Origin of the sequence: Rariglobus hedericola, assembly GCF_007559335.1 — a bacterium.
In the GTDB taxonomy this organism is placed as follows: Bacteria; Verrucomicrobiota; Verrucomicrobiia; order Opitutales; family Opitutaceae; genus Rariglobus; species Rariglobus hedericola.
Genome location: NZ_VMBG01000001.1, coordinates 1,938,399 through 1,961,408, shown reverse-complemented (window position 1 = coordinate 1,961,408; position 23,010 = coordinate 1,938,399). Strand labels below are relative to the sequence as shown.

14 protein-coding genes are annotated in these 23,010 nt (G+C 60.7%); 7 read left to right on the top strand and 7 right to left on the bottom strand.

Annotation, left to right across the window (positions count from 1 at the left end; genetic code table 11):
- Positions 1-50 precede the first annotated feature (50 nt).
- From FPL22_RS08580 to FPL22_RS08550, 7 genes are all read left to right on the top strand, one after another.
- Positions 51-2,726, top strand: a complete 2,676-nt coding sequence (locus tag FPL22_RS08580) for a heparin lyase I family protein (RefSeq protein ID WP_144229770.1) — start codon at positions 51-53, stop codon at positions 2,724-2,726.
- A gap of 160 nt (positions 2,727-2,886) precedes the next feature.
- Positions 2,887-4,221, top strand: a complete 1,335-nt coding sequence (locus FPL22_RS08575; RefSeq protein ID WP_144229767.1) for a trehalase family glycosidase — start codon at positions 2,887-2,889, stop codon at positions 4,219-4,221.
- Between the two features lie 82 nt (positions 4,222-4,303).
- Positions 4,304-6,310 (top strand): sialate O-acetylesterase, encoded by a 2,007-nt coding sequence (locus FPL22_RS08570; protein WP_144229765.1) that lies wholly within the window; start codon positions 4,304-4,306, stop codon positions 6,308-6,310.
- 120 nt (positions 6,311-6,430) lie between these two features.
- Positions 6,431-9,976 carry a hypothetical protein gene (locus tag FPL22_RS08565; protein WP_144229763.1) on the top strand — a complete coding sequence of 1,182 codons (3,546 nt, stop codon included), beginning with the start codon at positions 6,431-6,433 and terminating at the stop codon, positions 9,974-9,976.
- Positions 9,977-10,131: 155 nt separating this feature from the next.
- The gene (locus FPL22_RS08560; protein WP_144229761.1) at positions 10,132-10,701 is read left to right on the top strand and encodes a hypothetical protein; all 570 of its coding nucleotides are present in this window, start codon (positions 10,132-10,134) and stop codon (positions 10,699-10,701) included.
- A gap of 12 nt (positions 10,702-10,713) precedes the next feature.
- Positions 10,714-12,372, top strand: a complete 1,659-nt coding sequence (locus tag FPL22_RS08555) for a glycoside hydrolase family 13 protein (protein WP_144229759.1) — start codon at positions 10,714-10,716, stop codon at positions 12,370-12,372.
- A gap of 9 nt (positions 12,373-12,381) precedes the next feature.
- A complete protein-coding gene (locus tag FPL22_RS08550) occupies positions 12,382-13,368 on the top strand; it encodes a DUF4886 domain-containing protein (protein WP_144229757.1) in 987 nt (328 codons plus the stop codon).
- Between the two features lie 9 nt (positions 13,369-13,377).
- Here the strand turns inward: FPL22_RS08550 and FPL22_RS08545 are convergent, their stop codons facing one another.
- The 7 genes from FPL22_RS08545 to FPL22_RS08515 all read right to left on the bottom strand — a co-directional run bounded on the left by FPL22_RS08545 (position 13,378) and on the right by FPL22_RS08515 (position 22,977).
- Positions 13,378-14,922, bottom strand: a complete 1,545-nt coding sequence (locus FPL22_RS08545; RefSeq protein ID WP_144229755.1) for a tannase/feruloyl esterase family alpha/beta hydrolase — start codon at positions 14,920-14,922, stop codon at positions 13,378-13,380.
- Between the two features lie 67 nt (positions 14,923-14,989).
- Entirely contained in the window at positions 14,990-16,180 is a 1,191-nt protein-coding gene (locus tag FPL22_RS08540; protein WP_162525235.1) for an alginate lyase family protein, read from the bottom strand.
- Positions 16,181-16,268: 88 nt separating this feature from the next.
- Positions 16,269-18,380: a DUF4962 domain-containing protein gene (locus FPL22_RS08535; protein ID WP_238991348.1), complete on the bottom strand. Its 2,112-nt coding sequence runs from the start codon at positions 18,378-18,380 to the stop codon at positions 16,269-16,271.
- Positions 18,381-18,532: 152 nt separating this feature from the next.
- Complete coding sequence (locus tag FPL22_RS08530) at positions 18,533-19,342, bottom strand: LamG domain-containing protein (protein ID WP_144229751.1); 810 nt, start codon at positions 19,340-19,342, stop codon at positions 18,533-18,535.
- A 108-nt stretch (positions 19,343-19,450) separates the two neighbouring features.
- Positions 19,451-20,779, bottom strand: a complete 1,329-nt coding sequence (locus FPL22_RS08525) for an autotransporter-associated beta strand repeat-containing protein (protein ID WP_144229749.1) — start codon at positions 20,777-20,779, stop codon at positions 19,451-19,453.
- Between the two features lie 13 nt (positions 20,780-20,792).
- Complete coding sequence (locus FPL22_RS08520; RefSeq protein WP_144229747.1) at positions 20,793-21,647, bottom strand: polysaccharide deacetylase family protein; 855 nt, start codon at positions 21,645-21,647, stop codon at positions 20,793-20,795.
- Between the two features lie 10 nt (positions 21,648-21,657).
- The gene (locus tag FPL22_RS08515) at positions 21,658-22,977 is read right to left on the bottom strand and encodes a beta strand repeat-containing protein (protein WP_144229745.1); all 1,320 of its coding nucleotides are present in this window, start codon (positions 22,975-22,977) and stop codon (positions 21,658-21,660) included.
- Positions 22,978-23,010: the final 33 nt, after the last annotated feature.

The following is a 23,010-nucleotide window of genomic DNA, read 5'->3' as shown; positions in this document are numbered from 1 at the left end:
CTGCGGCGTGTGAGTCGTAGGGTGCGCGCGTCGGTCAACCCCTTACCCCTATGATCTACGAATTCTTCCGTTCGCGCGGCTTCGTCGCGCTGGTTGGTTTTTGCGTCCTCGGTTCTTCTGCGCTGCGTGCGCAGCTCTACGCCGAGGATTTTGAAGATGGTGCGGTCAGCAGTCCGTTCAGCATCGAGATCGTCCCGGGCAACACGTCCGAGGTCGTCACTCCATCCGGTTTCTCCGCACGTGCGGGCACGAAGGTTCATCGCTTTGTATGGAACGCGGCGAACTACAACGGCACTCGCGCCAGTAAAAGCGTCGAGGGCCTGTCAGGCTCGGCCAAGATCACCAGCGAGGGCTGGTATGGTTTTAGTTTCTACATGCCGGCGAGTTTTCCGGTGCCCGGAAAAACCATGGTGCTCGGCCAGATTCACGCGTGGCACGGCAGCCTGCCCAACACCAACATCACCTGCGTCGTCGGCGTCGAGGCTGACGGGCGCATGTATCTCGAAGGCGCTTACGGCGTCGGTGACGGCGGCAAGACCGTGACCGTGCAGACGACGCTCGCGGCCAAGCTCGCCAAGGGTTCGTGGCACGACGTCGTGCTCTATGTGAAGTTTGCGCGTAACAACACCGGCGTGCTGAAAGCGTGGCTGGACGGCGCGCCCGAGACCGCGCCCACCGCGAGTTTCACCGGCATCAATCTAGGCAACGGCGCGTGGACCAACGACACGCTCATGACCAATGGCGCCTACATCAAGTGGGGCCCGTATTGCTGGGACAGCGCCAACTACACGACCGGCGAGAGTCGCGAAATTTTCTACGACGAGATCACCTACCAGATCGGTAATCCCACCGGGGCGTTCGACCTCGTGAAACCCACCGGCTACGGGACCGGTTACGCCGTCCCTGAAGCGGGGCCGGCGGTGATGGTCGAGACATTTGATACAATGACGACTGGCGCGCCTCCGACGGGTTTCACGATCGTGAACTCCGGCACCGCGCTCACCGTGCGCGACATCCCCAGCGTCACCGACAAGTGCATGCAGTTCTACGATCCCAATCCCGCAGGGCACGGCGAGGCTACGAAAACATTCCCGGCGCAGACCTCGCGTTTTACCGCGAGCTTCAGCGTCCGACAGAACGGCACGGCGGACGGACACTTTGTTTCACTGCGCTCAGGCACGCTCTCGGCGATCGAGCTCTACACGATCGGCGGAAATCTGGTTTATCGCGACGGCGCGGGCACCAATCACATCCTGCAGGCGATCCCTTCGGGCGTGTGGTATGACGTCGATGTCGATGTGAACCCCGCGACCTTCAAGGCCGACGTGTATGTCGGCGGCATTCGCAAGTTGACCGGTGCGAGTTTCCGCAACGCTACGACCAGCTTCGATGCGATTCGCTTTGGCACCAGCGATGCGTCGGCGACATGGCATTTTTATATCAACGACATCGCCATCACACAGGCACCGGCGGCGTTTTCGGAGAACTTCAATACGATGACCACCGGCAGCTCACCTTTGCGCTGGGTGAGAATGGCCAGCACCGCGCTCACCGTGCGTGAAGTGCCGAGTGCGACGGACAAGAGCATGCAGTTCTACGACGCGAGCACGACGACCAAGGGCGAGGCTTACGCCACCTTTGTCCCGTTGTCTTCGCGCCTTTCCGCTAGCTGGTCGTTCCGTCAGACCGGCACGGCCGAGGGGCATCGCATGGCGCTGATGGCCGGCACTACAACGACGGCGGTCGAGGTGCTTACCTCGGGCGGTAACCTCGTCTATAAAAACGGAGCCGGCACCAACGTGTTCATCCAGGCGATCCCTGCGAATGTCTGGTATAACGTGAAGGTGATCGTGAATCCAGCGACCACGCAGGCGGATGTTTACGTCAACGATGTGCTGAAACTCAGCAACCAAAGCCTGCGTTCCGCCGTTACTTCAGTGGACCGCATTGTTTTTAGCACGAGCGATGTCTCCGCGACTTACCATTATTACGTGGATAATGTCGTGATCACGGCGGCCGGTGCTCCGCCGCTTGCCCTGCTGGCCGCCGGCATCCCGCGCGTGCCGATCGTGCTGAAGCTCGACGATCTCAGCACCGGAGGTGGCAACGTGCCGGCGGGCTGGCGTCGAGTCAGCGATTTCGCCACGGCCCGGCAGATGAAGATCTCCGTCGGCTTGATCGCCAAGTCGCTGGAGATCGGCACGCCGTCCTACATTTCCTACATTCAGGGATTGAGGAACAGCGGCATCGCGGAGTTCTGGTTTCACGGTTACGATCATGTCGGCCAGGAGTTCAACGGCACGACTTACACCGATCAGAAAAACCGCTTCACGACCTCGCAGACGCTGGCGATGACCAAGCTCGGCTTTCAATTCGCTGCGTTCGGCGCGCCCGAGAACGCCTTCGACAACACCACGGTGCAGGTGATGTCGGAAGATTCAGCGATGAATGCGTGGCTTTACGGCGATCTGGCTCGTCCTGCAGGCAAACGTGTTCTCGACCGGGTCGGCGCGGTGAACATTGAGTCGCCCACGTTTGTCCCGAATCCGGAGAAATTTATCAGCGGCTACTTGTCGAGTTACTCGGGCCGCCAGTTCTTCGTGATTCAGGGACATCCCGGAAACTGGACCGATGCGCGTTGGTATGAGTTTGTGCGACTCATCGACTGGCTCAAGGCGAACAACTTCCCGATCATGACTTCGGCCGAGTTAGCTGCGACGCTCTGAGTGTCGCCGGCACCGGGGCCCTCGATTACAGTCGTTTCAATAATTTGAATCGAGGGTTCCTTGGCTTAGGTGGACGAGGGGGCATACGTAAGGTTCCCCTTTGCCCTGTCCGCGTCTTCACGTGCGCGTTCGTCCGCTCATCCAGGCTTATTTTTCAAACATGACTGCTCCCACTGCTTCATTTGCTTCCGCCAGTATTGCCGATGTCACTACGTTCATTACCACGCACTGGGATGACACCGTGCGTTCCTGTCCGAAGGACGAAGGCACGCTGATCGGCCTGCCGCATCCCTACACGATCCCGTGCCGCAAAGATGCGTTCCAAGAGCTGTATTACTGGGACACTTACTTCACCGCGCTCGGATTGCTCGGCACCGGACGTCCGGACCTGGCGGTGGCCAACACCCGCAATCTCCTCTCGCTGGTGGCGCGCCTCGGCTTCGTGCCCAATGGCAATCGCACCTACTACACGAGCCGCTCGCAGCCGCCTTACCTCGGGCCGCTCGTCGGGCTCGTTGCCGATGCCACGGGCGACACGACGTTGATCCGCGACGCCGTGCCGATGCTGAAACTCGAGCACGCCTTCTGGACGACCCGCCGCATGACCTCGACGGGACTCTCGCATCACGGCAATCACGCGACGCACGAAGAGCTCATCGAGTTTTTCCCCACGGTGCAGCACCGTCTCGGGTTACCCGACGCGAAGGCCGAGGACAACGTGGACCTCGCCTCGCGCACCATGGCCGAGTGCGAGACCGGCTGGGATCTGAATTCGCGCTACGACAAACACTGCGCGAATTTCTGCCAGGCCGACCTGAACAGCACGCTCTGGTTGCTGGAGACGTTGCTTACCCGCTGGACCGAGGGCGCCGACCGCTCGCACTGGCAGGCGTGCGCGGACAAACGTCGCGACCTGATCAACACTTACTGCTGGGACGCGGAGCGGGGCGGGTTCTTTGATTACGACCATGTCAACCAACGCCGGAGCACCGTGGTGAGCGCCGCGACATTCCAGCCGCTGTGGGCCGGACTGGCCACGCCCGAGCAGGCGGCGGCGGTGGTGAAAAACATGCTGCCGAAGCTGGAGTTTGCATTCGGCGTTTCATCAGTCGCGCCGGGTGCCAAGCCGAGTCCCTACCAGTGGGATCATCCGAACGGCTGGCCGTGCATCCAGCACCTGGTTTACCGCGGGCTCGAGCGCTACGGCTACCAGGCCGAAGCACGCCGCATTGCCGAGAAATACATCGCCAGCGTTTGCCGCGCCTTCGCGGCGACCGGCGATCTTTGGGAGAAATACAACGTGCTCGACGGCTCGCACCACACGGTCGGTGAGGCCGGTTATCTCATCAACCCGGTCAACCTTGTCACCGGTGAGGCGGATGCCTCCGCGACCGAGGTGCCGCCGTCGATGATGGGTTGGACCGCGGGCGTGTTTGTGGATGCGGTTGGATTTTTGGCGAATCAGAGCCCCTACTGGCTGGCACCGCTGAAATAGAATCTAACTCAGAACGGGTGTGGTTTGACCACGCCCGTTCCCTATTTTCCACGTCCGGCTCACCTCACATTTTTCTGATCTTATGAAATACCCCTTTCTCTTCCTTTCGTTGTGTGCTGCCTCCGTTCTGCACGCCGATGTGAAACTGCCTGCACTGTTCTCCGACCGCGCCGTGCTGCAGAAATCCGAGCGCGTGCCGGTGTGGGGCAAGGCCGAGCCGGGTGAGTCCGTGACGGTTACGCTGGGCAAGGCCAAGGCGACGACCACCACGGGCGCTGACGGACGCTGGCGGGTGTTTCTCAATCTGAAGGCCGAGGGCGCGGAGCCTCGCGAACTGGTGGTGCAGGGCCGCAACCGCCTTGTCGCGAGTGATGTCCTCGTGGGCGAAGTCTGGTTGTGTGGCGGGCAGTCCAATATGGATTTTCCCTTGTCGGCTTTTCCGATCGCCAAGACCGAAGTGCCCAACTCGACGAATCCGCAGCTGCGCGAATTTCGCGTGAAGAAAGCGACGTCCGCCGAGCCTCTTGAGGACGTCGAGGGCAAGTGGGTGATCGCGGGGCCTCAGACCTCGGGAACCTTTAGTGCGGTGGGATATTTTTACGGCAAGAACCTGCAGAAGACATTGCAGACGCCGGTGGGATTACTGACCAGCTGCATCGGCGGCACGTTCATCGAAACGTGGATGAGCCGCGAGGCGCTCGCGTCCGACCCTGGCATTACCGAAGGCGCGAATCGCGCGCGGGCGGAGCGGCTGGCATTCGACACCTATGTCGCCGACCACAAGGCGTGGCAGACGAAGTTCGGTCGCGAAGACCGCCGCGCCGCGGATGCCCCTGTCTTCGCGGCAGCGGGCATTGATACGAGTGATTGGAAACCGGTGATGTTGCCCGGCGCGTTGGACACGGCGGGGATTCCCGAAGGCGGCGCGATTTGGTTGCGCAAGACGATCCCGGTGCCGTCTGCAGACGTCGTCCTCGGAAAAGGCATCGATCTCTTTCTCGAAGGCATTCGCGATTACGCGGAGATCTACTGGAACGGACGGAAAATCGGCACCAGCGATCTGACCGATGTGGCGCATCGCTACGGCATACGCGGAAATTTGGTGATGGCGGGCGACGGTGTTTTGGCCGTGCGCATTTTTAATCCGGCTAAAGGCGCTGAAATTGCGGCGAAGGGACGTTTCCAAGGGAATCATTACATGCTGAAAGGTGAGTGGCTCGCGAAGGTCGAGACGGCTCTGCCTCCGTTGAAGGGTGAGGCGTTGAGCGCGTTGCCTGCGCGTCCGACGGCCACTCCGTATGATCCGCAGAACGTGGCGAGTTATCTGTTCAACGGCATGATCAGCCCCGTGATTCCTTACGGCATGCGCGGTGCGATCTGGTATCAGGGCGAGGGGAACTGGAACCGGGGCTATCAATACCGCACCGAGTTTCCCGCGCTCATCAAAGACTGGCGTGCGAAGTGGGGACAGGGGGATTTCCCGTTCTACTACTGTCAGGTCGCGAACTTTCAGGCGCGTCCTAAGAAGCCTGGCAACGACTGGCAGGCCGAGTTGCGCGAGGCGCAGTCGATGGCGCTGTCACTGCCCAACACGGGCCAAGCCATCCTGATCGACATTGGCGAGGAGTGGAACATCCATCCGGCTAACAAAATGGAAGTGGGCGACCGTCTTGCCCGCATCGCGCTGGCGAAGACCTATGGTCGCGATCTTGTTTACTCGGGGCCGGTTTATTCGGCGATGGTCGTCGAGGCGGACAAGATCCGCCTGCGCTTTACCCATACGCACGGCGGTCTGGTGGCGAAGCCGGTTTCGAGTGAGCCCAATGCGGCTCCACTCGTGCGCAACAGTCCCGGTGGGGAACTCGAAGGTTTTGCGATCTGCGGCGAAGACCGCAAGTGGGAGTGGGCCGACGCCAGAATCGACGGCGACACCGTGGTGGTCCGCAGCGCCCAGGTGCCGAAGCCCGTTGCGGTGCGCTACGCCTGGTCGAACAACCCGCTGTGCAATCTCTACAATGGTGGAGGCCTCCCGGCGGGGCCGTTTCGAACAGATGATTTCCCGATGATTTCGGAAAAGAACAAATACTGAGAAAGGCGGGAAACCCGAGAGTGGCCGGGTGCTGGTTCGGTTGAAATTGATGCGCTTTCAACTGTTTGAAAACCTGGCAGGTGGCTACTCGGGAAACAGGCTGTTTGATGGAGATTAAGAATGATTCCCGATCATCACACCCCAGTGATCGGCGGAGTGAACGGCGCGCGTCGGCATCGCGAGTCGGGCTTCGCCTTACTCATCACCATTACCCTGCTGGCCTTTCTGGTTTTGCTGCTGGTGTCGCTGGCTTCGCTCACGCGCGTCGAAACCCAGGTTGCCAGCAACAACCAGCAGATCTCGCAGGCGCGCCAGAATGCGCTGATGGCGCTCAACATCGCGGTGGGGCAGCTGCAGAAATTCACCGGGCCCGATCAACGCACCACGGCGCGTGCGGATATGAACGCAGCTTGGGTGGTTACGAACACCTACGCCGCCACAAATGTGAATGGGCGTTGGCTCGGGGCGTATGGCAACGGTGCGCCGGTGGATACGACCTATGCGCTGAAGCCCTCGCAAATTCCCGCGACTCTCACCGGTGCCAACGCCGATGCCAAAGGTTCGCAGGCCAAGCTGCTCAACTGGCTGGTGAGCGGCAACGAAGGCACCGTCTTCGATCCGTCCTCGACTGCGACGGTGGGTGCCGACGGGCACATCGTCGCCGCTCCGTCGTCGATCACCTACACTCCGGCAAGCGCGGTTGATCTCACGACGGCCAGCGCCACGCCGGCGACGGCGGACACGCAGGCGCTGCTGGTGGGAGCCAATTCGGCCACCGCGCCCAGCGATTACGTCGCCGCGCCATTGGTGCCGATCAACGCCGCGGCGGGCACCGTTCCGGGTCTCACCACGGCGGCTCCCATCGGTCGTTACGCATGGTGGGTGGGTGATGAAGGCGCGAAGGCACGCGTCAACCTCCCGATGGCCTCGGCCGCACAGGCTCCGCAGGCGTTTGTCTCCGCGCAGCGCACGGCGATTGAATTGATGGACAGGCAAAACCAAGTCGGCGGCACCAACGCCACCGATTTGATCGGCACGACCGCTTACGACCCCGCTTTGACGACGTTGCCCAATCTGGTTTCGCCCAAGCAACTCTCGATGCTCACGCCGACGGCGGCGACCACGCTACCGGTCGCATTGAAGGTGCGTTTCCACGATCTCACGGCGTCTTCGACCACGGTGCTGGCAGACGCCTATGCAGGAGGATTGAAGAAGGATTTATCCGCCGTGCTGGCCACAGGCGCAGCGAGTCCGTTGAACAGTGATTACTTGTTCACGCCGGAGAATACCGTGTCCACCGACTCTTTTGGCGTGCCGAGCTGGGGGCAGCTCCGGTCGTTTGCCCAAACGATGTCGTCGTCCGGGGTCTTGCCGACTTCGCAGATGGTTCTGCCCACTTCCACGAGGATCGGGATCGCACCGGTGATGACATATGTTGCGCTGGGTATGAAGTTCGTAGCTCCTCAGGGCGTTGCAGTAAACAGTCCGATCAGGCTGGCGGTCTTCCCGATGGTGGTGCTTTGGAATCCTTACACCTCTACGATCCCCCAGCATACCTACGAGGTGGGCATCATACGTCGCTTCGGAGATTCGGTTGCGCCCACTCCGCGCACACTGGCCCGTATCGCCGTGGATGGCGTCACGAAACAGGATATCAATTTCACCAAAAATCTTCTGACCACAGGCACCACCACCTACATTCGCTTCAAAGTTCAGCTTCCGGCCGGCGGTATTCCCCCGGGGGCCAGTCTGGTGTTTACACTGCCTACGGGTGGAGATGCTTACACGACTCCAAGTCCTCCGACTGCCGGCCAGCCAAGCAACACGCTTACCAATGGATTTAATGCCTTGGGCTATGTGCTGGCGGGATCGGCTTCGTTTACCTCCGCTGATTTGACCGGAACATTTCAGGCGAGCGGCATGGGTGGAGGCTCCGGAATCGCCGCGTATTTGGGCGAGGTTGCTTCGGTCGGCGTGTCGGGTGCGGCCAATTTTTTAGATAATAACGGGAGCAATAATTATCAGTGGCACCAGTTTATCTGCGGACTCTCCCCAGCGAGGCTTAATCCGGAACCCTACTGGCAGGGGGGCGCGGCCGGACAACTGGCGTCTACGTTTTTTGATCCATTGATCGGCGGCGCGATCTATCCGACGCCCGCCTTGGTATGCGAGCTTCGGATGGGTTTTGGCTATCAAGTCGACGGCTCAGCCAACTATCCCAATGTGCGCTGGATCGCTCAAACCAACCCGCGCGCAGGTCTTCACATCGCCACGCCCGGCGGACACAACGTCCTGAATTTCCAATCATCCAGCGGATTTCAGAACTGGCCGGTCATAAATCTGGACACCGGTGGTCTGCGGGCCTCTACCGGAACGTCGCTTAATTCGAGCACGGCAATCGTGGATACCACGCTGTTCGATTTCCGGCCCGATACGCAGCCCTTGCTGGGCATCGGCCAGCTGCAGCACGCCAATCTTTCTTTGCACAGCAACTATCCTGCTTACCCGATAGGAAACAGCCTGGCCGATTTTCATTTTGTGAACCGGCGTGATCAGGTTCTCGTGCCCTACACGATGACCTCAAGTGTGGATAATCCACCCAATACGCAGATGACTTCCTACTACGACGTCTCCTGGTTGCTGAACCGGGTTCTGTGGGATCGCTACTTCGTATCCTCCGTGCCGAACCGCGGAACCGGCACGGCTGCGGACGCCTCGGTGGTTGCTTCGACCTCCGTCTCCGATCTTCTCCCGAATCCCCGGCATGTGAAATATGGCACGGCTGCCGCAGTCGATCTTCACGATGCCGACAAGGCGGCCGCGAACCTGCTGCTTAAAGGCGGCTTCAACATCAACTCCACTTCGGAGCAGGCCTGGCGAGCGGTGTTGGGCGGCATTAACCAGCTCACTTACATTCCGGAGAGCGGGTCCACGGCGACCTCGACGAAGCTGCAAGCGGCGCTGCCTCGTTTCGCCAAGCCGACGACTCCGGCCAATTCGGCCAGTGCACCCTGGCAAGGTTACCGGGCTCTCGACGAAGCGCAGATCGCCCAACTTGCGACCAGCATCGTCGCCGAGATTCGCAATCGCGGTCCGTTTGTTTCGCTGGCTGATTTTGTGAACCGTCGTCTGGTGGACAACGCTGCCCCGACCAGTCTGGTTGACGAGCGAATCAAAGGCGTGCTCCAAGCTGCGCTCGATACCTCTGTCTCGGTGAATGCGGCGACCGCTCCTTTTAACGATGCGCCCCTGTATCCGATCGATCCGGTCAACAGTTCCTATCCGGATTTTGATGTTCAGTTGATGCAAGGGGGTGTGTCGCGAGTCGCTCCTTACGGCTCGCGAGCCAACTTTGCTCCGCAGATTGTCACTCAAGCCGACATCCTGTCCGCGATTGGCGGCGGACTCAGCGCCCGGTCGGATACGTTTACGATTCGCACGTATGGTGAGGCGCAAAACCCCGTCACCACCGAGATTTCCGGCCGGGCTTGGTGTGAAGCCGTCGTCCAGCGCCTCCCTGAATATATGAACGATGCCGCGAGCAGCTCTGCGGCGGGTGATCCGGCGATCGCGTCACCGACCTCGCTGCAGAATGCCGACAATAAAAAATTCGGCCGACGCTACAAAATCATCTCCTTCCGATGGCTTTCCTCGAACGATATTTGAATTCTATTTCCAGCGCCCGCTCCGCTCTTTCGTTTGTGGTTGTGCTGTGCCTTGTCTCGTTTTTTTCACCGGACGCTCACGCACAGCCTGAACCTTCGCCCGCCACATTTCGAACCCTCGCGATCAGCGCGGACGTTCCGGATGTGTTTTACGATTTGCGCGGCAAGGCTGTGCAGGTCACGGCGGCGACTTCCGGGTTATCCATCCCTAACGAAGTGCCGGCGGGCGGGCGGATCGTCTTCTACCGTTTGCAGCCAGCCGAGAACTCCGAAGCCAAACCGCGGCGTGTTACCGTTGCCGATGTGAACCTGGGCGGAACCGGCCCGTTCCTGCTATTTATGGCGGAGCGCCCTGATTCAGCCGAGCTGGCGCTGCAGATCGTGGATGATTCCTGGGAAAGCCATCCGGTTGAAACGATTCGTTTGTTCAATTTTTCCCGTCGAAATGTCGTGGTCAAAATCGTGATCAAGGAACTCGTTGTTGAACTCCTGTCCGGCAAGGACCGTGTATTGCCCTATGGCACGACCGGCCAGTTCTGGTTTCAGGCGGCGACCCAGGAGCCGGAGGGCTGGGTGATGCGTGTGAGCGCGCCCCAGGTCTCTCCACCGAAAACTCGCATCACGGCCATCTTGTTCGATCAAAAACCGACTCCGGATCGTCCGCTCACGCGGGAACTGGATTTGGTCAAATTCATCGACGTCGTGCCGGCAACGCCCGTGCCGTAATCTTTAAAATTCATGTCGCAGTTGTCCTCTGTTCCGGAATCCGCCGCCTGGTGGAAAGAAGCTGTTTTTTATCAGATTTATCCGCGCAGTTTCGCCGACTCGAACGGTGACGGCGTCGGTGATCTCGCCGGCATCACCGGCAAACTCGACTACATCAAACGCCTTGGCGTGGATGCGCTGTGGATTTCGCCGATCTACGCCTCGCCCAACGACGACAACGGTTACGATGTATCCGATTATGAGGCGATCGGCCCTGAATACGGTTCGCTGGACGACTTCCTGAAACTCACCGCGGGCCTGAAGGAGCGCGGACTCAAACTCATCCTGGATCAGGTTCTCAATCACTCTTCGGACGAGCACGCGTGGTTCATCGAAAGCCGCTCGTCGCGCACCAATCCAAAGCGGGACTGGTATCACTGGGTTGATGCGAAAGGCTTCGATTCCGACGGAAAGCCCATTCTGCCCAACAACTGGAAATCCGTCTTCGAGGGGCCGGCGTGGGAGTGGGACGAACTTACCGGCCAGTTCTACCTGCATTGTTTTTCGCGGAAGCAACCTGACCTCAACTGGAAGAACCCGGAGGTAAGAAAGGCGTGTCATGATGTGCTGAATACGTGGGTCGCCCGTGGCACGGACGGCTTCCGTCTCGATGTCATCAACATGGTGGCGAAGGCCGAGGGTTATCCCGACGTGCCGCGCCCACCGGGAAACACGGACAAATTGATCGGACTCGACACTCATGGCGTCAACCAGCCGCCGCTGCACGACTACCTGCGCGAGATGAACCGCGAGGTGTTCGAATGCAAAGATCTCTACTCGGTCGGCGAGACGTGGTGGGTCGATTCGACCAACACGCTCGATTTCACTGCTTACGACCGTTGCGAACTGAACGGCTGTTTCTACTTTTACTTCCATGGGTGCAAATCGGGCCGCGAGCACTTCACGGAGTTTATGAAACTCTACCGGGTCACGCGCGGGAAGAGCTGGCTCACGGTCACACTGGGCAATCACGATTCGCGGCGGATTATCTCCCGTTTCGGCGATCCGGTGAACCACCGTTATGCCTCGGCGACTTTGCTCGCTGCTTGGTTGCTGACGCTGCCGGCGACGCCGTTCCTTTTTCAAGGCGAGGAGCTGGGCCTGACCGATGTGGTGTTCGATTCCATCGAGGACTACCGGGACATTTCGATGGTGAACCGTTATCATATGATGATCGCGGAGGGGAAAACGTCCGCCGAAGCGCTGGCTGTGTTGAGCCGCGACAGTCGGGACAACAGCCGCACACCGATGCCGTGGGACGCCACGGCAGGTGCGGGTTTCAGTGAAGGGAAACCGTGGATTACCCTGGCGAATGTGCATCGGCCGCTTCATGCGGCGGGCGCGGAGGCGGATGCGACTTCGATCTTTCACGGTTACGCGGCACTGCTCGCTCTGCGCAAAAAAGTGAAGTCGCTCGTTTACGGTGAACTCACGCCGATCACCGAGTCGGGCGACGTGCTCGCTTACCGGCGAGGCGCATGGGGTGAACATCCGACCGTGACCGTGGTGCTCAACTGGGGCGGATCGTCGCAGCCGTGGCCGGTGGTGGTGCCGGCGGGAACGCCGTTGTTTGCTAATTGCGGGGCCGTCGATGGGGAGTGTCTGCGCCCTTGGGAAGCGGTGATTTTCTAAGATAAATTTATGATCTCCTCTTTAGTCCGCTCTCGCCAGATTTTCGCGCTCGCGATCACCCTGTTTGTCTCGGCTGTGACGCTGTCGGCGGCCGAGCGTGAATCGCTCAAGCTTCTGACAATCGGCAACAGCTTTGCCGACTATCCGCTCTCTTATCTGCCCGATCTCGCGAAGGCAGGCGGCAAGACACTCGTGCTCGGTCGGGCGAATCCGGGCGATTGCACGCTGGCGCGCCACGCGGAGTATCTTGCTGCCGCGCTGGCCAATCCTGCCGATCCGAAAGGGCGTCTCTATAAAAATGGTTCAGTGTTTAATCTGCCGGGTCGGGAGACCGTAAGCCTGCCCGAAGCGCTGGCCGCGCAGGCTTGGGAAATCGTGACGATCCAGCAGGCGAGTTTTGATAGCTACAAGCCTGAGACCTATCATCCCGCCGTTGACCAGATCATTGCGGCCATCTGCAAATTTGCGCCCCAGGCGGAGATCGTTGTTCAGGAGACCTGGATTTACCGCGATGATCACCCTCTCTTTCAGGGCAAAGAAAACATGACTCAACAGAAGATGTATGAAGGTCTGCGCGCGGCTTATCACCAGCTCGCGGCGGAAAATGGGTTTCGGATTATTCCCTCGGGTGACGCGATGGAGCTGGCGCGCAAGAGCCCTCGCTGGACCTTCGTGGCGGATGCGAATTTTGACTTCAAAAATCCGCCTGTTGGGAAATTGCCCGACGAGTCGGGCAGTCTGTGGGCGGGCTGGAGTTGGTCGAAGCCGGCGACCGGCGAACCCAAGCTTCTGCTGGACGCCAAGCACACCAGTATAGCGGGCAAATATCTGGGTGCCGTCGTTTGGTATCAGGTGATGTTTAACGCGGATTCGGCGCCCGCGAGTTTTGTGCCTCGCGGACTTACAGCCGAGGATACGGCGGATCTTCGCTCCCATGCCAGCGAGGCGGTCAAGGTCGAGCGCCTGCGCGCGACCTCGACGAGGGTAGCGAAATAATCCTCCGCCTTATTCGGCGGCGGCGGGGCGGAAGGCGGGGGCGACGCGTTCGACTCCGCCGCGCGGGCCGTCCACGGCCTTGAAGCTGGAGGTCGCGGCGTCCCAGCCGGTTTTGGCCGGATAGGGGTAGAGCGGCATTTCCAATTCGGTTTTTCCGTTCACGACGCGCTTGCCGTGGAGCATTTCGGGGACGGTGCCTTTTTCGCGCCAGGCGCGCACGACATCGAGCAGGTTGGGTGTGTTCTGGATGCCGGGACCGCCGCCGTGGCCCATGCCGGGAATAATGTAGAAGCGAAAGAACGACTGCGTTTTTTCAAGGCTGCCGACATGCGTGATCACGCGCTCGTAGTAATCGAGCGTCGCGTGTGTGGGCACGATGGAATCCACGGAGCCGGAGGTCATGATGATTTTGCCGCCGCGTTTTTCGAAGGCGCTCAGATCGGGGTTCTCCGCGTTCAGATACGGCCCGAGCGCGGCGGTATAGGTGTCGATGTCGTTGCCGAAATTAATGTCTTCGAGTTTCTTGTTCGCCCCGAAAACCCACTTGAAGAGATAGAGGTGGCCGTGGGCGGAGCTGATGGAGCTGCCGAACGGGATGCCGTTGAAGATGCGTTCGCCGGTAACGGTGTGCCTGGGTCCGTCGAAGAGTTTGCGGAGGGCGTCGGCGTGCGCGGGCGTGAGCGACGGATCTTTTTTCAGTGCGAGCGCGATGACCGCCTCGGCGTCTTTGCCGGTGTAGCGCGGGTCGGAGACGAACTTGCCGGCGACGGGTGGAGTTTCGCGTGCGGCCATGTATTCGTTACCCGCGGCGATGACGGCGGCTTCCTGCTCTTTGGTGAACGGAGTTTTTTTGAGGATCTGATCGTTCCAGAGGAAGTAGGCGTGCAGCGGAGTGCGGCAATGCGCGGGGATCGCGGTGATGATGCCGTCGTAGTCTTGGGGGTAGCGTTGCGCTTCCTGCAGGCCTTGCTGTCCGCCGGTGGAGCCGCCGTTGAAGTAGGAGAACTCGGGGGCTTTGCCGTAGTGGGCGGTAATGATCTGTTTGGCGGCAACCGTCATGAGGTGAGTGGCGCGGAAGCCGAAGTCTTTCCAAACCTCGCGGTTGTTGACGCCAGAGTCAGCGTTGGGAGCGGTTCCCATGTCAGTCGTGGCGACGGCGTAACCGCTGGCGGCGGGCCAGGCGAGGCTCAGGGGATTGATGCGGCCGGCGGAGCCACCGTTGCCGAGGCCGAGGAAGCGGGCGTTCCATTTTTCCGCATCAGGCAGCCAGAGCTCGACGTTGATGTTGGAGCCTTTGGCGGGGTTGAGCACCAGCTTTACGATGGTGCGCGGCGGAAGGTTGTTTTGAACTTTGCCGTCGGGCGCGGTGAACGTCGGCGACTCGTCACGTTGCGCGAACGTGATCGTGCCGTTGGGAATTTGGAGTGCTTTGATCGCTGACACGCGGGCGTCCGTGGCGGGCGAAGCCGTTGCGGGGGCGATAGTCGGAGTCTGGGCGTAGGTCGAGGCGCAGCCGAGGAGGAGGGCGGCGCAGAGGGGCAGAAGCTTTTTCATGAAGGGAGAGCTGCGATTGGATGGCAACGGAGCGGGCGTGGTCAAGCCACGCCCCTACGGCGGAGTGTCAGGGGGATTTGATCGCGGGGCCGCGGTAGTTGGTGAGCGTGCCCCAGCTTTGGAGGACGATGAGGTCGTTGCCCTCGGGGCGGTGTTTTTCGGCGGCTTCGCGGAGGAAGGGCAGATCGAGTTTCTTTTCGATGACGTAGTGTTGGTAGGCCAGTTCGAAGATGGGCATGAAACGATCGCGGCCGTGCGGGCTGATGGGCACGGGGCCGACGATCTTCACATCGTGGCCGGCGAGGTATTTCGCCATGTGTTCGTAGCCGGCGGCGAGACGGTTGTCGGCGGCACTGTAGAGATCGAGGCCCTGCTTCTTGGCGATCTCGGCGGAGGCGGCGAGGGAGCCGAGGCCCATCTGGCCGTGGATTTGGTCGCGGCCGGATTCCTGGTTTTCACCGTGGGCGTAGATGTAGTGGGTGAGCGAGCCGTGACCTTGGCCGTTGAGGTAGTAGGCGACGGCGCGGTTGAACTTGGGCTGGTCGTCGCAGAAGACCGCGAGCGACATCATGGTGGCGATCATGCAGGCGTCCCAGTTGCCGTTGAACGTGGGCTTGAAGGTTTCCACGCGCGGATAAAACACGGTGAGCAGCATTTTGCGGAAACGATCGGCGGATGCTTTCGGCCAGCCTGCGGTGGAGCCATCGGGCTGGCGGTAGTGTGCGATGAGCTCGGCGGCGCTGGCGAATTTTCCGCCGACGAAGCCGGCGGTGACTTTGCCCTGGTCGCTGCGACCGATCTGGATTTCGACGAGCTGGTCGCCGCTGGCATCGAGGATTTCGATGGCTTTGTCGGCGTGGGCGCGTTCGCCGGTGATGGCCCAGAGCAGGGCATGACCGTAAGCGGCGGACGCGTCCTTCATCAGGTAGCCGACGGAGTTGTCGTGCGGATTGATGACGGGGATGATCTTGGGCCTGTAGGCGAGCTGGGTGAACTCGCTTGTGCGCATGGCGGCGAGGGCGGACGTCCAGGGTTCTTCTTTGGCGGCGAGACGAGAGCGGACGAAGTCGAGGTCGGACTGGCTGTGGAGGATGCCGGGATGCGTGAAGACGTGGTTCGCCGGGACGGACTGTTCGGGAAGAATCTCGGTGGGCGCGCTTGGGCCGGTATAGTTGGGGTTGCGCTTCGGTTCATCGGCGGCGGTGAGGATTGATGCGAAGAGCAGAGAGGCGAGGAGGGCGGAAATGCGGAGGGGCATGGTTTTCGACAGGATGGACAGGATGAAAGGGCAGGATGGGGGATTTCGGAGCGGGCGCGGTCGAGCCGCGCCCCTACGGCGGAGGTGATTACTGTGAGATGGTCCAGGTGCCGTCGGCGTTGCGTTGTCCGGTAAGGTTTTTGGGAGCGCCAAAGGTGCGTGAGAGGCCGGGTAGATTAATCGAGGCGGCATCCAGTGCGATGAACGAGACGATGCCGGCGGAGGTCGTGCGGATGATAGCGAGACGGGCGCTTATGTGCGCGGTGGTTTGGTCGGATGTAAGAGAGAAACGGAGCTCGGAGGTTTTTTCAGAGCGGGCGAGATGATCGGTCCAACCTTCGCCGAAGATTTCGATGTGGTTGCCGGTGACGCGGGTGGTCAGTGCGGATGTGGTTTTGGCGGCCGGGACGGGTTGGAAAAGTGCGGTGAAGCCGAGGGCTTCGCCGGATTGCTTGGCGGCATAGGTGAAGTGACGGCCTTGGGTGACGTCGACTTTCGGCGTGGTGGGTTCGCGAAGCGTCAGTTGTTCGGCGGGCGCGAGGAGCGTGGTGAGGAGACGGCCGTTTTTGCCTTCGGCGAGAAGCGTGCTGCTGTTGGGTTTTATGGGATCGGTGCGGAACTGGGCGAGCCATTCGATGGTGACGGGTTGCGTGGCGGTCGCGGTGTCGAACACGAGGATGTAGTCGCCACGACGATGGAGCACTTCGCGGGTGAGCGAGGTGACGTCGGAATAAGCGCGGGTGAGATCGACAGTGGTGGCGTTCCAATCGGGAGAGCTGAAAAAACCGGTGATGGTGGCGCGGGCGTCGCGGTCGAAGCGCTGGTTTTTTCCGTTCACGAGGAGCGTGGCGTGGGACTCGGTGGCGTTGGAGAAATAGGTCCAGCGCGAGCCGCCCGACTGCCAGAAGGCGCCTTCGCCCGAGCCTTTGCCGTAGCCGGGAGCGACGAGCACCCATTCGTCGCCAAAGGCGAGAGCGAGGGCGCCGGCGTCGAGATGGCTGTGGTTACGATTGGTAGGGCCGGCTTTAATGGAGAGCAGGTAGTCGGTGGAGGACCAGCCGGAACGGGTGGTGACGAGATCGTTGACGGTGAGGCGGTGGTCGAGGGCGCGGGGGCCGGAGCCGGAGGCGGGTGCGGTGCGGGCCCAGAGGAAGTTGAGCGCGCGGTCATCGGCACCGCCGCGCGGGGTCGGCAGATTGTCGGCAAACCAGGCGGCGTCGGAGTCGGTGTATTCCGAGGCGAGGCGGTAGATGATGGCGTGTGGCGTGGACCAATCGCGAGTGACGGCGTCGCCCCACGGAAGGTTGCCGGTGAGTCCGGACGTGGACGCGTTGAGGCGGTAGGCGGCGGCGTTTTTGAGGAACGGGCGTTGGTAGAGATCGGCGGAGTCGGTGATCAGGCGGGTCGCCTCGATGTATTGGAGGATGTAGTTCATTCCGTAGGTCCAATAGGAGACGCCCTCGACGGAGCTGCCGTCGTCGGAAGCGTGGTCGGCCACGCGCTGGAAATTCAGGCGGGCGGCGGCGAGCCATTCGGGCGCGCCAGGGAGTTCGCCGTAGAAAGCGATGCCGCAGAAGGCGAGGGCGGCGACGCTGACCTGGTTGTGGTTTTCCTCGAATCCACGTGCCCAGAAGGCATCGCCATAGAGACCTTTTAGCAGGCAGGGCATGCGGGCAGCGATGACGTCGCGGATCTGCTGGCGTTCGGCGTCGGTGAAGGCGTCGCGATGCCAGTCGTAGGCGACGGCGATGCCGCGGCCGATGTGGCCGGCGGCGAGGTCGGCATTGTTGCCCATTTTCGAGGTGTTGCGGCCCCAGGTTTCGAAGGCGATGGCGGCGAGAGTGAGTTCGCGCATCTTCGCGCGGTAGGGTGCATCGGGCTTGAGGCGGGCGGCGACGGCGAGGGCGAAGATCTGGTTGCCGACCTCGCGCTGCCAGAGTTCTTCCATCGCGCTATAGAGTGTCTTGGTGTCGCCGCGTTTGCCGACCATCTGCTCGGGAGGCAGGTATTCGGGGGGCGGTTCGGCGACGACCTTGTCCATCGACGAGTAAAACGCGTCGCGCAAGGCTGCACGGGGGGCGGGAAGGGCGGCGAGTTCGCGGACGACCTGCGGCCACTGTGTATCCGAAAAATAGAGACGCGGCCTGTTTTCGCGGATGGTGGCGGTCCAGGAGGGAGATTGAGTCTCCAGTGATTTCAAGACCTCTGCTTGAGTGATGGTCGCGTGATTGGGAACAGCTGCTCGTGCGTTCAATAACCCAAAGGTGAATATACAGATCGTCGCGAAGGTGTGCCGGATTATTGAAGCGGTCGAAATCACGGAGATAGAATAGGAGGTGGGTCGTGAGAAAATCAGCGGGTGGCCGCCGCACGGATGGCTTCGATTTTTTCTTTGGTGAGGGCGCCACTGGCGTCGTCTTTCGCGCCGTGGACCGCGAGGTTGTCGATGAGACCCTTGAACGGACGCGTGGTCGCGCTTTTGGTGGCGTTGTTGCCGACGAGAAACTGGCCGGAGAAAGGCTTGAGCTTGCCGGCGGCGATGGTGGTGGTGCCGGCGACGGTCAAGGTGCCCGGGGTGGTGGTGGCGACGTAGTAGGTGACGTTGTCGGTGGTGCGGGTGCCGTCATACACGGCGGCGAAGAAGATCCATGCCCCCGGCTTGTTGAAGGACGGTTCGCTTTGGACATCGCTGTGCGTGCCGTTGACTTGAAGGGAGAGGCGATCCTCGGTGCCGGCCATCAAGGTGATCGGACCTGCGACCACGATGCGGGCGGATGCGTTCAGAGGGACTGCGGGGTTGATCCAGCCGGTGAGGGTGAAGGAGGAGAGGCCGGAGAGTGCGGAAAGACCGGTTGAATTGGACCAAACCACGGCGGCCGGGCCGGTGGAGTTGGGAGTGGTCGCGCCCATGCCGGTGGCGCTGGTGAGATCCAAGGCGTAGTCACCGGTTTTTTCGGAAACGCCTTTGGCATCGGCACTGAAGAACGGCATGCCGTCCCCACCCACGGCCACCGTGTAGAGATTGGCGTCACCTGCAGAACCGAGATTCGCGGTGTAGGCACCGCCGCCTTCGTTGAAATTCCACGAGAGAAGCGGGGCTGACTGGGCGGACAGACTGGTGCCGAAGAGTGCAAGAAAGGGCAGAAGTGCGGTGGATTTCATGGTGGGAAAATCAGGAGGAAAACCGAGTGGAGATGGGATGATGAAACAAAAACCGCGTGCACCCGCGTTGGCGGATGGCACGCGGAGAGATGCGGTGTCGTGCCGTGTTTAACGGCGAATCGAGCGGCGGCGCAGGGTGGCGAGGCCGAGCATGGCGGCACCGGCAAAAGCGGCATAGGTGGAGGGTTCGGGGATGGCGGAGATGGTGAGGATGCCCGTGTTGGCGAGGGAGCCGGTGAAGCCGCCGGCCAGGCCGGTGATCGTGAGGTTGGAGACCGCGCCGGATGAGAACCCACTGAACAGTGTGTAAGAGCCGGCGACCGAAACGTCGCCGCTGAGTGCGAGCGTGGTATTGGTCAGGCTAAATGTGCCGGTGCCCGAACCAAGAATCTGGTCAAAGCTCGTGCCGATATCGAAGTTGAGCGTGCCGCCATTGGTTGTGAAGTTTCTGTTGGCAGCGAGGGTGAAGGAAGAAGCGACGCCGGATTCACCGGGGGTGATCGAGCCGGCGCTCATGAGAAAGTGACCCGTGCCCAGAGAAAGATTGCCGGCAGCAACGCTGGCGAGAGAGCCACCGTCGATGGTGATGGCACTGGTGCCGGTGAGGCCGGAGCTGGCGGTGGTGAGCTTGAGGGTGCCGTCGGAGAGGGTGGTGGTGCCGGTGTAATTAATGGCTCCCTGGCCTCCGGACAGACCGAGTGTGCCCGTGCCTTGTTTGATGAGGTTGATGGAGTTCTGAATGGCGATACCGGTGGTGGAATTGCCAGAGCCGTTGATGGTCAGGGTCGAGGCGGAGCCGCCGGTGTTTTTGATGTAGCCATTGGAGCCACCGATGAGGGCGACCGTTTGATTGAAGCCGCCGAGATCGACTGTGCGGCCAGAGCCGAAGATATAAAGGGAGGTCGAAGTGGTCAGCGTATTGCTGGCGCCGAGCTTGAGTGTGCCGTTGCTGACAAGTGTGTTGCCGGTGTAGGTGTTGGCGCCGGAAATAACAACGGTGCCGGTAGTGCTCACGCCAAGGCCTCTGGAGCCGGCTATCACGGACGAAATGGTGAGGGTGCCGGCGCCGCCTATAATTGGACCGGTGTTGCCGCCTCCCGTGCCGGTGTTGGCATCCGAATCCAAGGTGAGGGTGCCGCCGGAGATCGTGGTGGTGCCCGCGCTGGTGATGTTGCGGACCCGGATGGCGGTGGTGAGCGAGAGGGCGGAAGAGGCGCTGATGATGGCGTTGTGGGTGTTGACGCCGGTGGCGTTGGCCCATGAAACGTCGGCTGTTCCGTTGCTCCAGTTGGCGATGGAGGTGCTCCAGTCTCCGCTGCCGCCGACAGGAGTCTCAGGCGCGCCGGTGGGATCCCAGGTGAATGACGCGGCTTGGATGAATGGTGAAGTGGCTGCGATCAATGCAAAGAATGGAGGGAAAGATAGGCGTGTTTTCATGGTGCGGGAATAGTCAGGAGACGGGGGTGGAAAGTGAGGCGACGAGTTCGGAAGGCGTGAGGATGGGGATATGGTTGGTCTGAAGGTAATCGATGAGTTTCACGAAGGCGGCCCAGCGGGCGTCGTCCCATTGATCGGGGTGGCCTTGCAGAATAAAATAACGGCGTCCCGGCGCGTGTTTGGCGTAGGCCTCGATGAACTTCTCGGGGTTGGGAACGAAGAGTGGTTGCTCGATGTTCACCTGATACACGCGGTCGAGGATGGTGACCTTGCCGGCGGACTGCAGCTTGGCGCCGCGTTCATCGAGCGCCTTGGGATAGAGCCAGAGCTTCATTGCGGGGTCTTGGGCCATCACGCGCGTGGTGGCTTCCCAGTCCGCATCGGAGGCCTGCGTGTTGCCGCCGCCGGGCGGACCGAAGCAAGTGAATGGAGCGCCAAGTTTTTCGACGGCGAGTTTCTGGCTGATCTCGAAACGGCGCTTTTGTTCTTCGTAGGGACGGTTGGCGAATTCGGCGTAGTCTTTGCCGGGCTCTCCGTCCTTGTGAACCCCGTGATCATAACCGTGAAACCAAAACTCAATCAGGCCACTTTTCTGAAGATTTTTAAGGTAGGCGGAGTAGGCGGGTTTGTCGCCTTCGAGCGAGTTGGCGATGATTCCGATGGAGAGTTTGAATTTACGCTCTAGCGCAAAGTCGGTGATGCGTTTCCATCGTGCGGAGGCGGCTCCGTTGCCGCGCACGGACAGGTCGTCTACTTTTAAAACAACCGGAATGAGCGGCGCGGGCAGCCTGGCCTCTGGGACGGCAAATGCCGCCACGCCTGAACAGGCAAAGGCGGCGAGAACGAACGGCCGGAGACGGGAGATCATGATCCGTTCTTTAAACAATTGTGCGGCGACGGCGGAGAGCCGCGAAGCCGAGCATGGCGGCACCGGCGAGCATGGCGTAGGTGGAGGGCTCGGGGACGGCGGAGGCGGAGAAGGAGAGCACGCCGGTATTGGAGAGAGAGGCTACCCAGTTGGTGGTGTCGTAGCCGGTGATGGTGACGCCGGAGACACTTCCACTGTCGATGAAACCACTGAAAAGGCTGTAGCTGTTATTGTAGTCGCCCACGTTCCAACTGATCAGGTTGAGCGTCAGCGATGTGTTGGTGAGGTTGAATGAAGAACCGGCACCGGAGCCTTTAATCTGGTCAAGAGAAGAGGTGGTATCGAGGTCGAACTTAAGCGTGCCGCCGTTGGACATGAAGTCCTGGCCGGCCGCGAGAGTGAAGGATCCGATAGCGCTGCCACGGGTATCGATGGTGCCGCCGTTAGACACGGACACGCCGCCTGTGCCGAGGTTTACGTTGGCGATGGAACTGGTAAGAGTTCCGCCGGATACAGAGATGGAACCGGTGTTCGTAAGATTGGATCCGAGACTGAGGGTGCCGCTGGAGACGGTGGTGGTGCCGTAGAAACTGTTTGTTCCGTTGAGCGCCTGGGTGCCGGAGCCGTTGATTACCAGATTCAGAGTGTTGGTGCTGTTGCCACTGATCGTGCCGGAAAAGGTGGTTGTGGTGCCGGATTTGGTGGAGAGAGTCAGATTATAGCCTGCAGCAGTAATCGTAACCGTGCCCGCATTAGCCGTTGTGCTTACCAATCCGGAAATCTGCTGATTACCTGCGGCCTTTCCTAATCGCACTGTGGTGCCGGCGGCCATATTTACAGTCGTTCCGGTGGGAAGTAAGTTATCGGGATTGCCATCCAGATTTAGATAAGCCGAACCGGTGAGGAAGGTATCGCCTGTATAGCTGGCGGCTGCCTTGAGATTAAGGCGTCCGGTGCTGCTACTTGAAATAGAAAGTCCTCCAGTGCCGCCGAGTGTGGAGCTCAGATCAATATACCCAGTGTTGGTAAATGTGAAGGAGGGGGCGATCAGGCTGCCAGCTCCGATGCCGAGAGTCGCGGTTCCATTGCTCGTGATCCCTGTTGTCGTGATAGCAGAACTCAAAGTTACCGTGGTGCCCGTGGTGAAGCCGAACGTGGCGTCGTTGCCGTTGACCCAAGTGCTGCCGGCTCCGCTCCAGTTTGAAGAGGTGGTGTCCCATGCTCCGCCAGTAGTGGCTGAGGTCCAAGTATAGGTGGCTGCTTTGAGAGGTGCAATGAGTGCTAGCAAAACGAGCGCTGCGGAGAGAAAGCGGTTGGGGCGTGATTTCATGGCTTTTGAGGATGGGGGTGGAACCGGCGCGGG

Bases quoted from the DNA above. Each gene is read 5' to 3' on its own strand.
- FPL22_RS08580 (WP_144229770.1), top strand. From the start codon at position 51: ATGATCTACGAATTCTTCCGTTCGCGCGGCTTCGTCGCGCTGGTTGGT.
- FPL22_RS08575 (WP_144229767.1), top strand. From the start codon at position 2,887: ATGACTGCTCCCACTGCTTCATTTGCTTCCGCCAGTATTGCCGATGTC.
- FPL22_RS08570 (WP_144229765.1), top strand. From the start codon at position 4,304: ATGAAATACCCCTTTCTCTTCCTTTCGTTGTGTGCTGCCTCCGTTCTG.
- FPL22_RS08565 (WP_144229763.1), top strand. From the start codon at position 6,431: ATGATTCCCGATCATCACACCCCAGTGATCGGCGGAGTGAACGGCGCG.
- FPL22_RS08555 (WP_144229759.1), top strand. From the start codon at position 10,714: ATGTCGCAGTTGTCCTCTGTTCCGGAATCCGCCGCCTGGTGGAAAGAA.
- FPL22_RS08550 (WP_144229757.1), top strand. From the start codon at position 12,382: ATGATCTCCTCTTTAGTCCGCTCTCGCCAGATTTTCGCGCTCGCGATC.
- FPL22_RS08545 (WP_144229755.1), bottom strand. From the start codon at position 14,922: ATGAAAAAGCTTCTGCCCCTCTGCGCCGCCCTCCTCCTCGGCTGCGCC.
- FPL22_RS08540 (WP_162525235.1), bottom strand. From the start codon at position 16,180: ATGCCCCTCCGCATTTCCGCCCTCCTCGCCTCTCTGCTCTTCGCATCA.
- FPL22_RS08530 (WP_144229751.1), bottom strand. From the start codon at position 19,342: ATGAAATCCACCGCACTTCTGCCCTTTCTTGCACTCTTCGGCACCAGT.
- FPL22_RS08525 (WP_144229749.1), bottom strand. From the start codon at position 20,779: ATGAAAACACGCCTATCTTTCCCTCCATTCTTTGCATTGATCGCAGCC.
- FPL22_RS08520 (WP_144229747.1), bottom strand. From the start codon at position 21,647: ATGATCTCCCGTCTCCGGCCGTTCGTTCTCGCCGCCTTTGCCTGTTCA.
- FPL22_RS08515 (WP_144229745.1), bottom strand. From the start codon at position 22,977: ATGAAATCACGCCCCAACCGCTTTCTCTCCGCAGCGCTCGTTTTGCTA.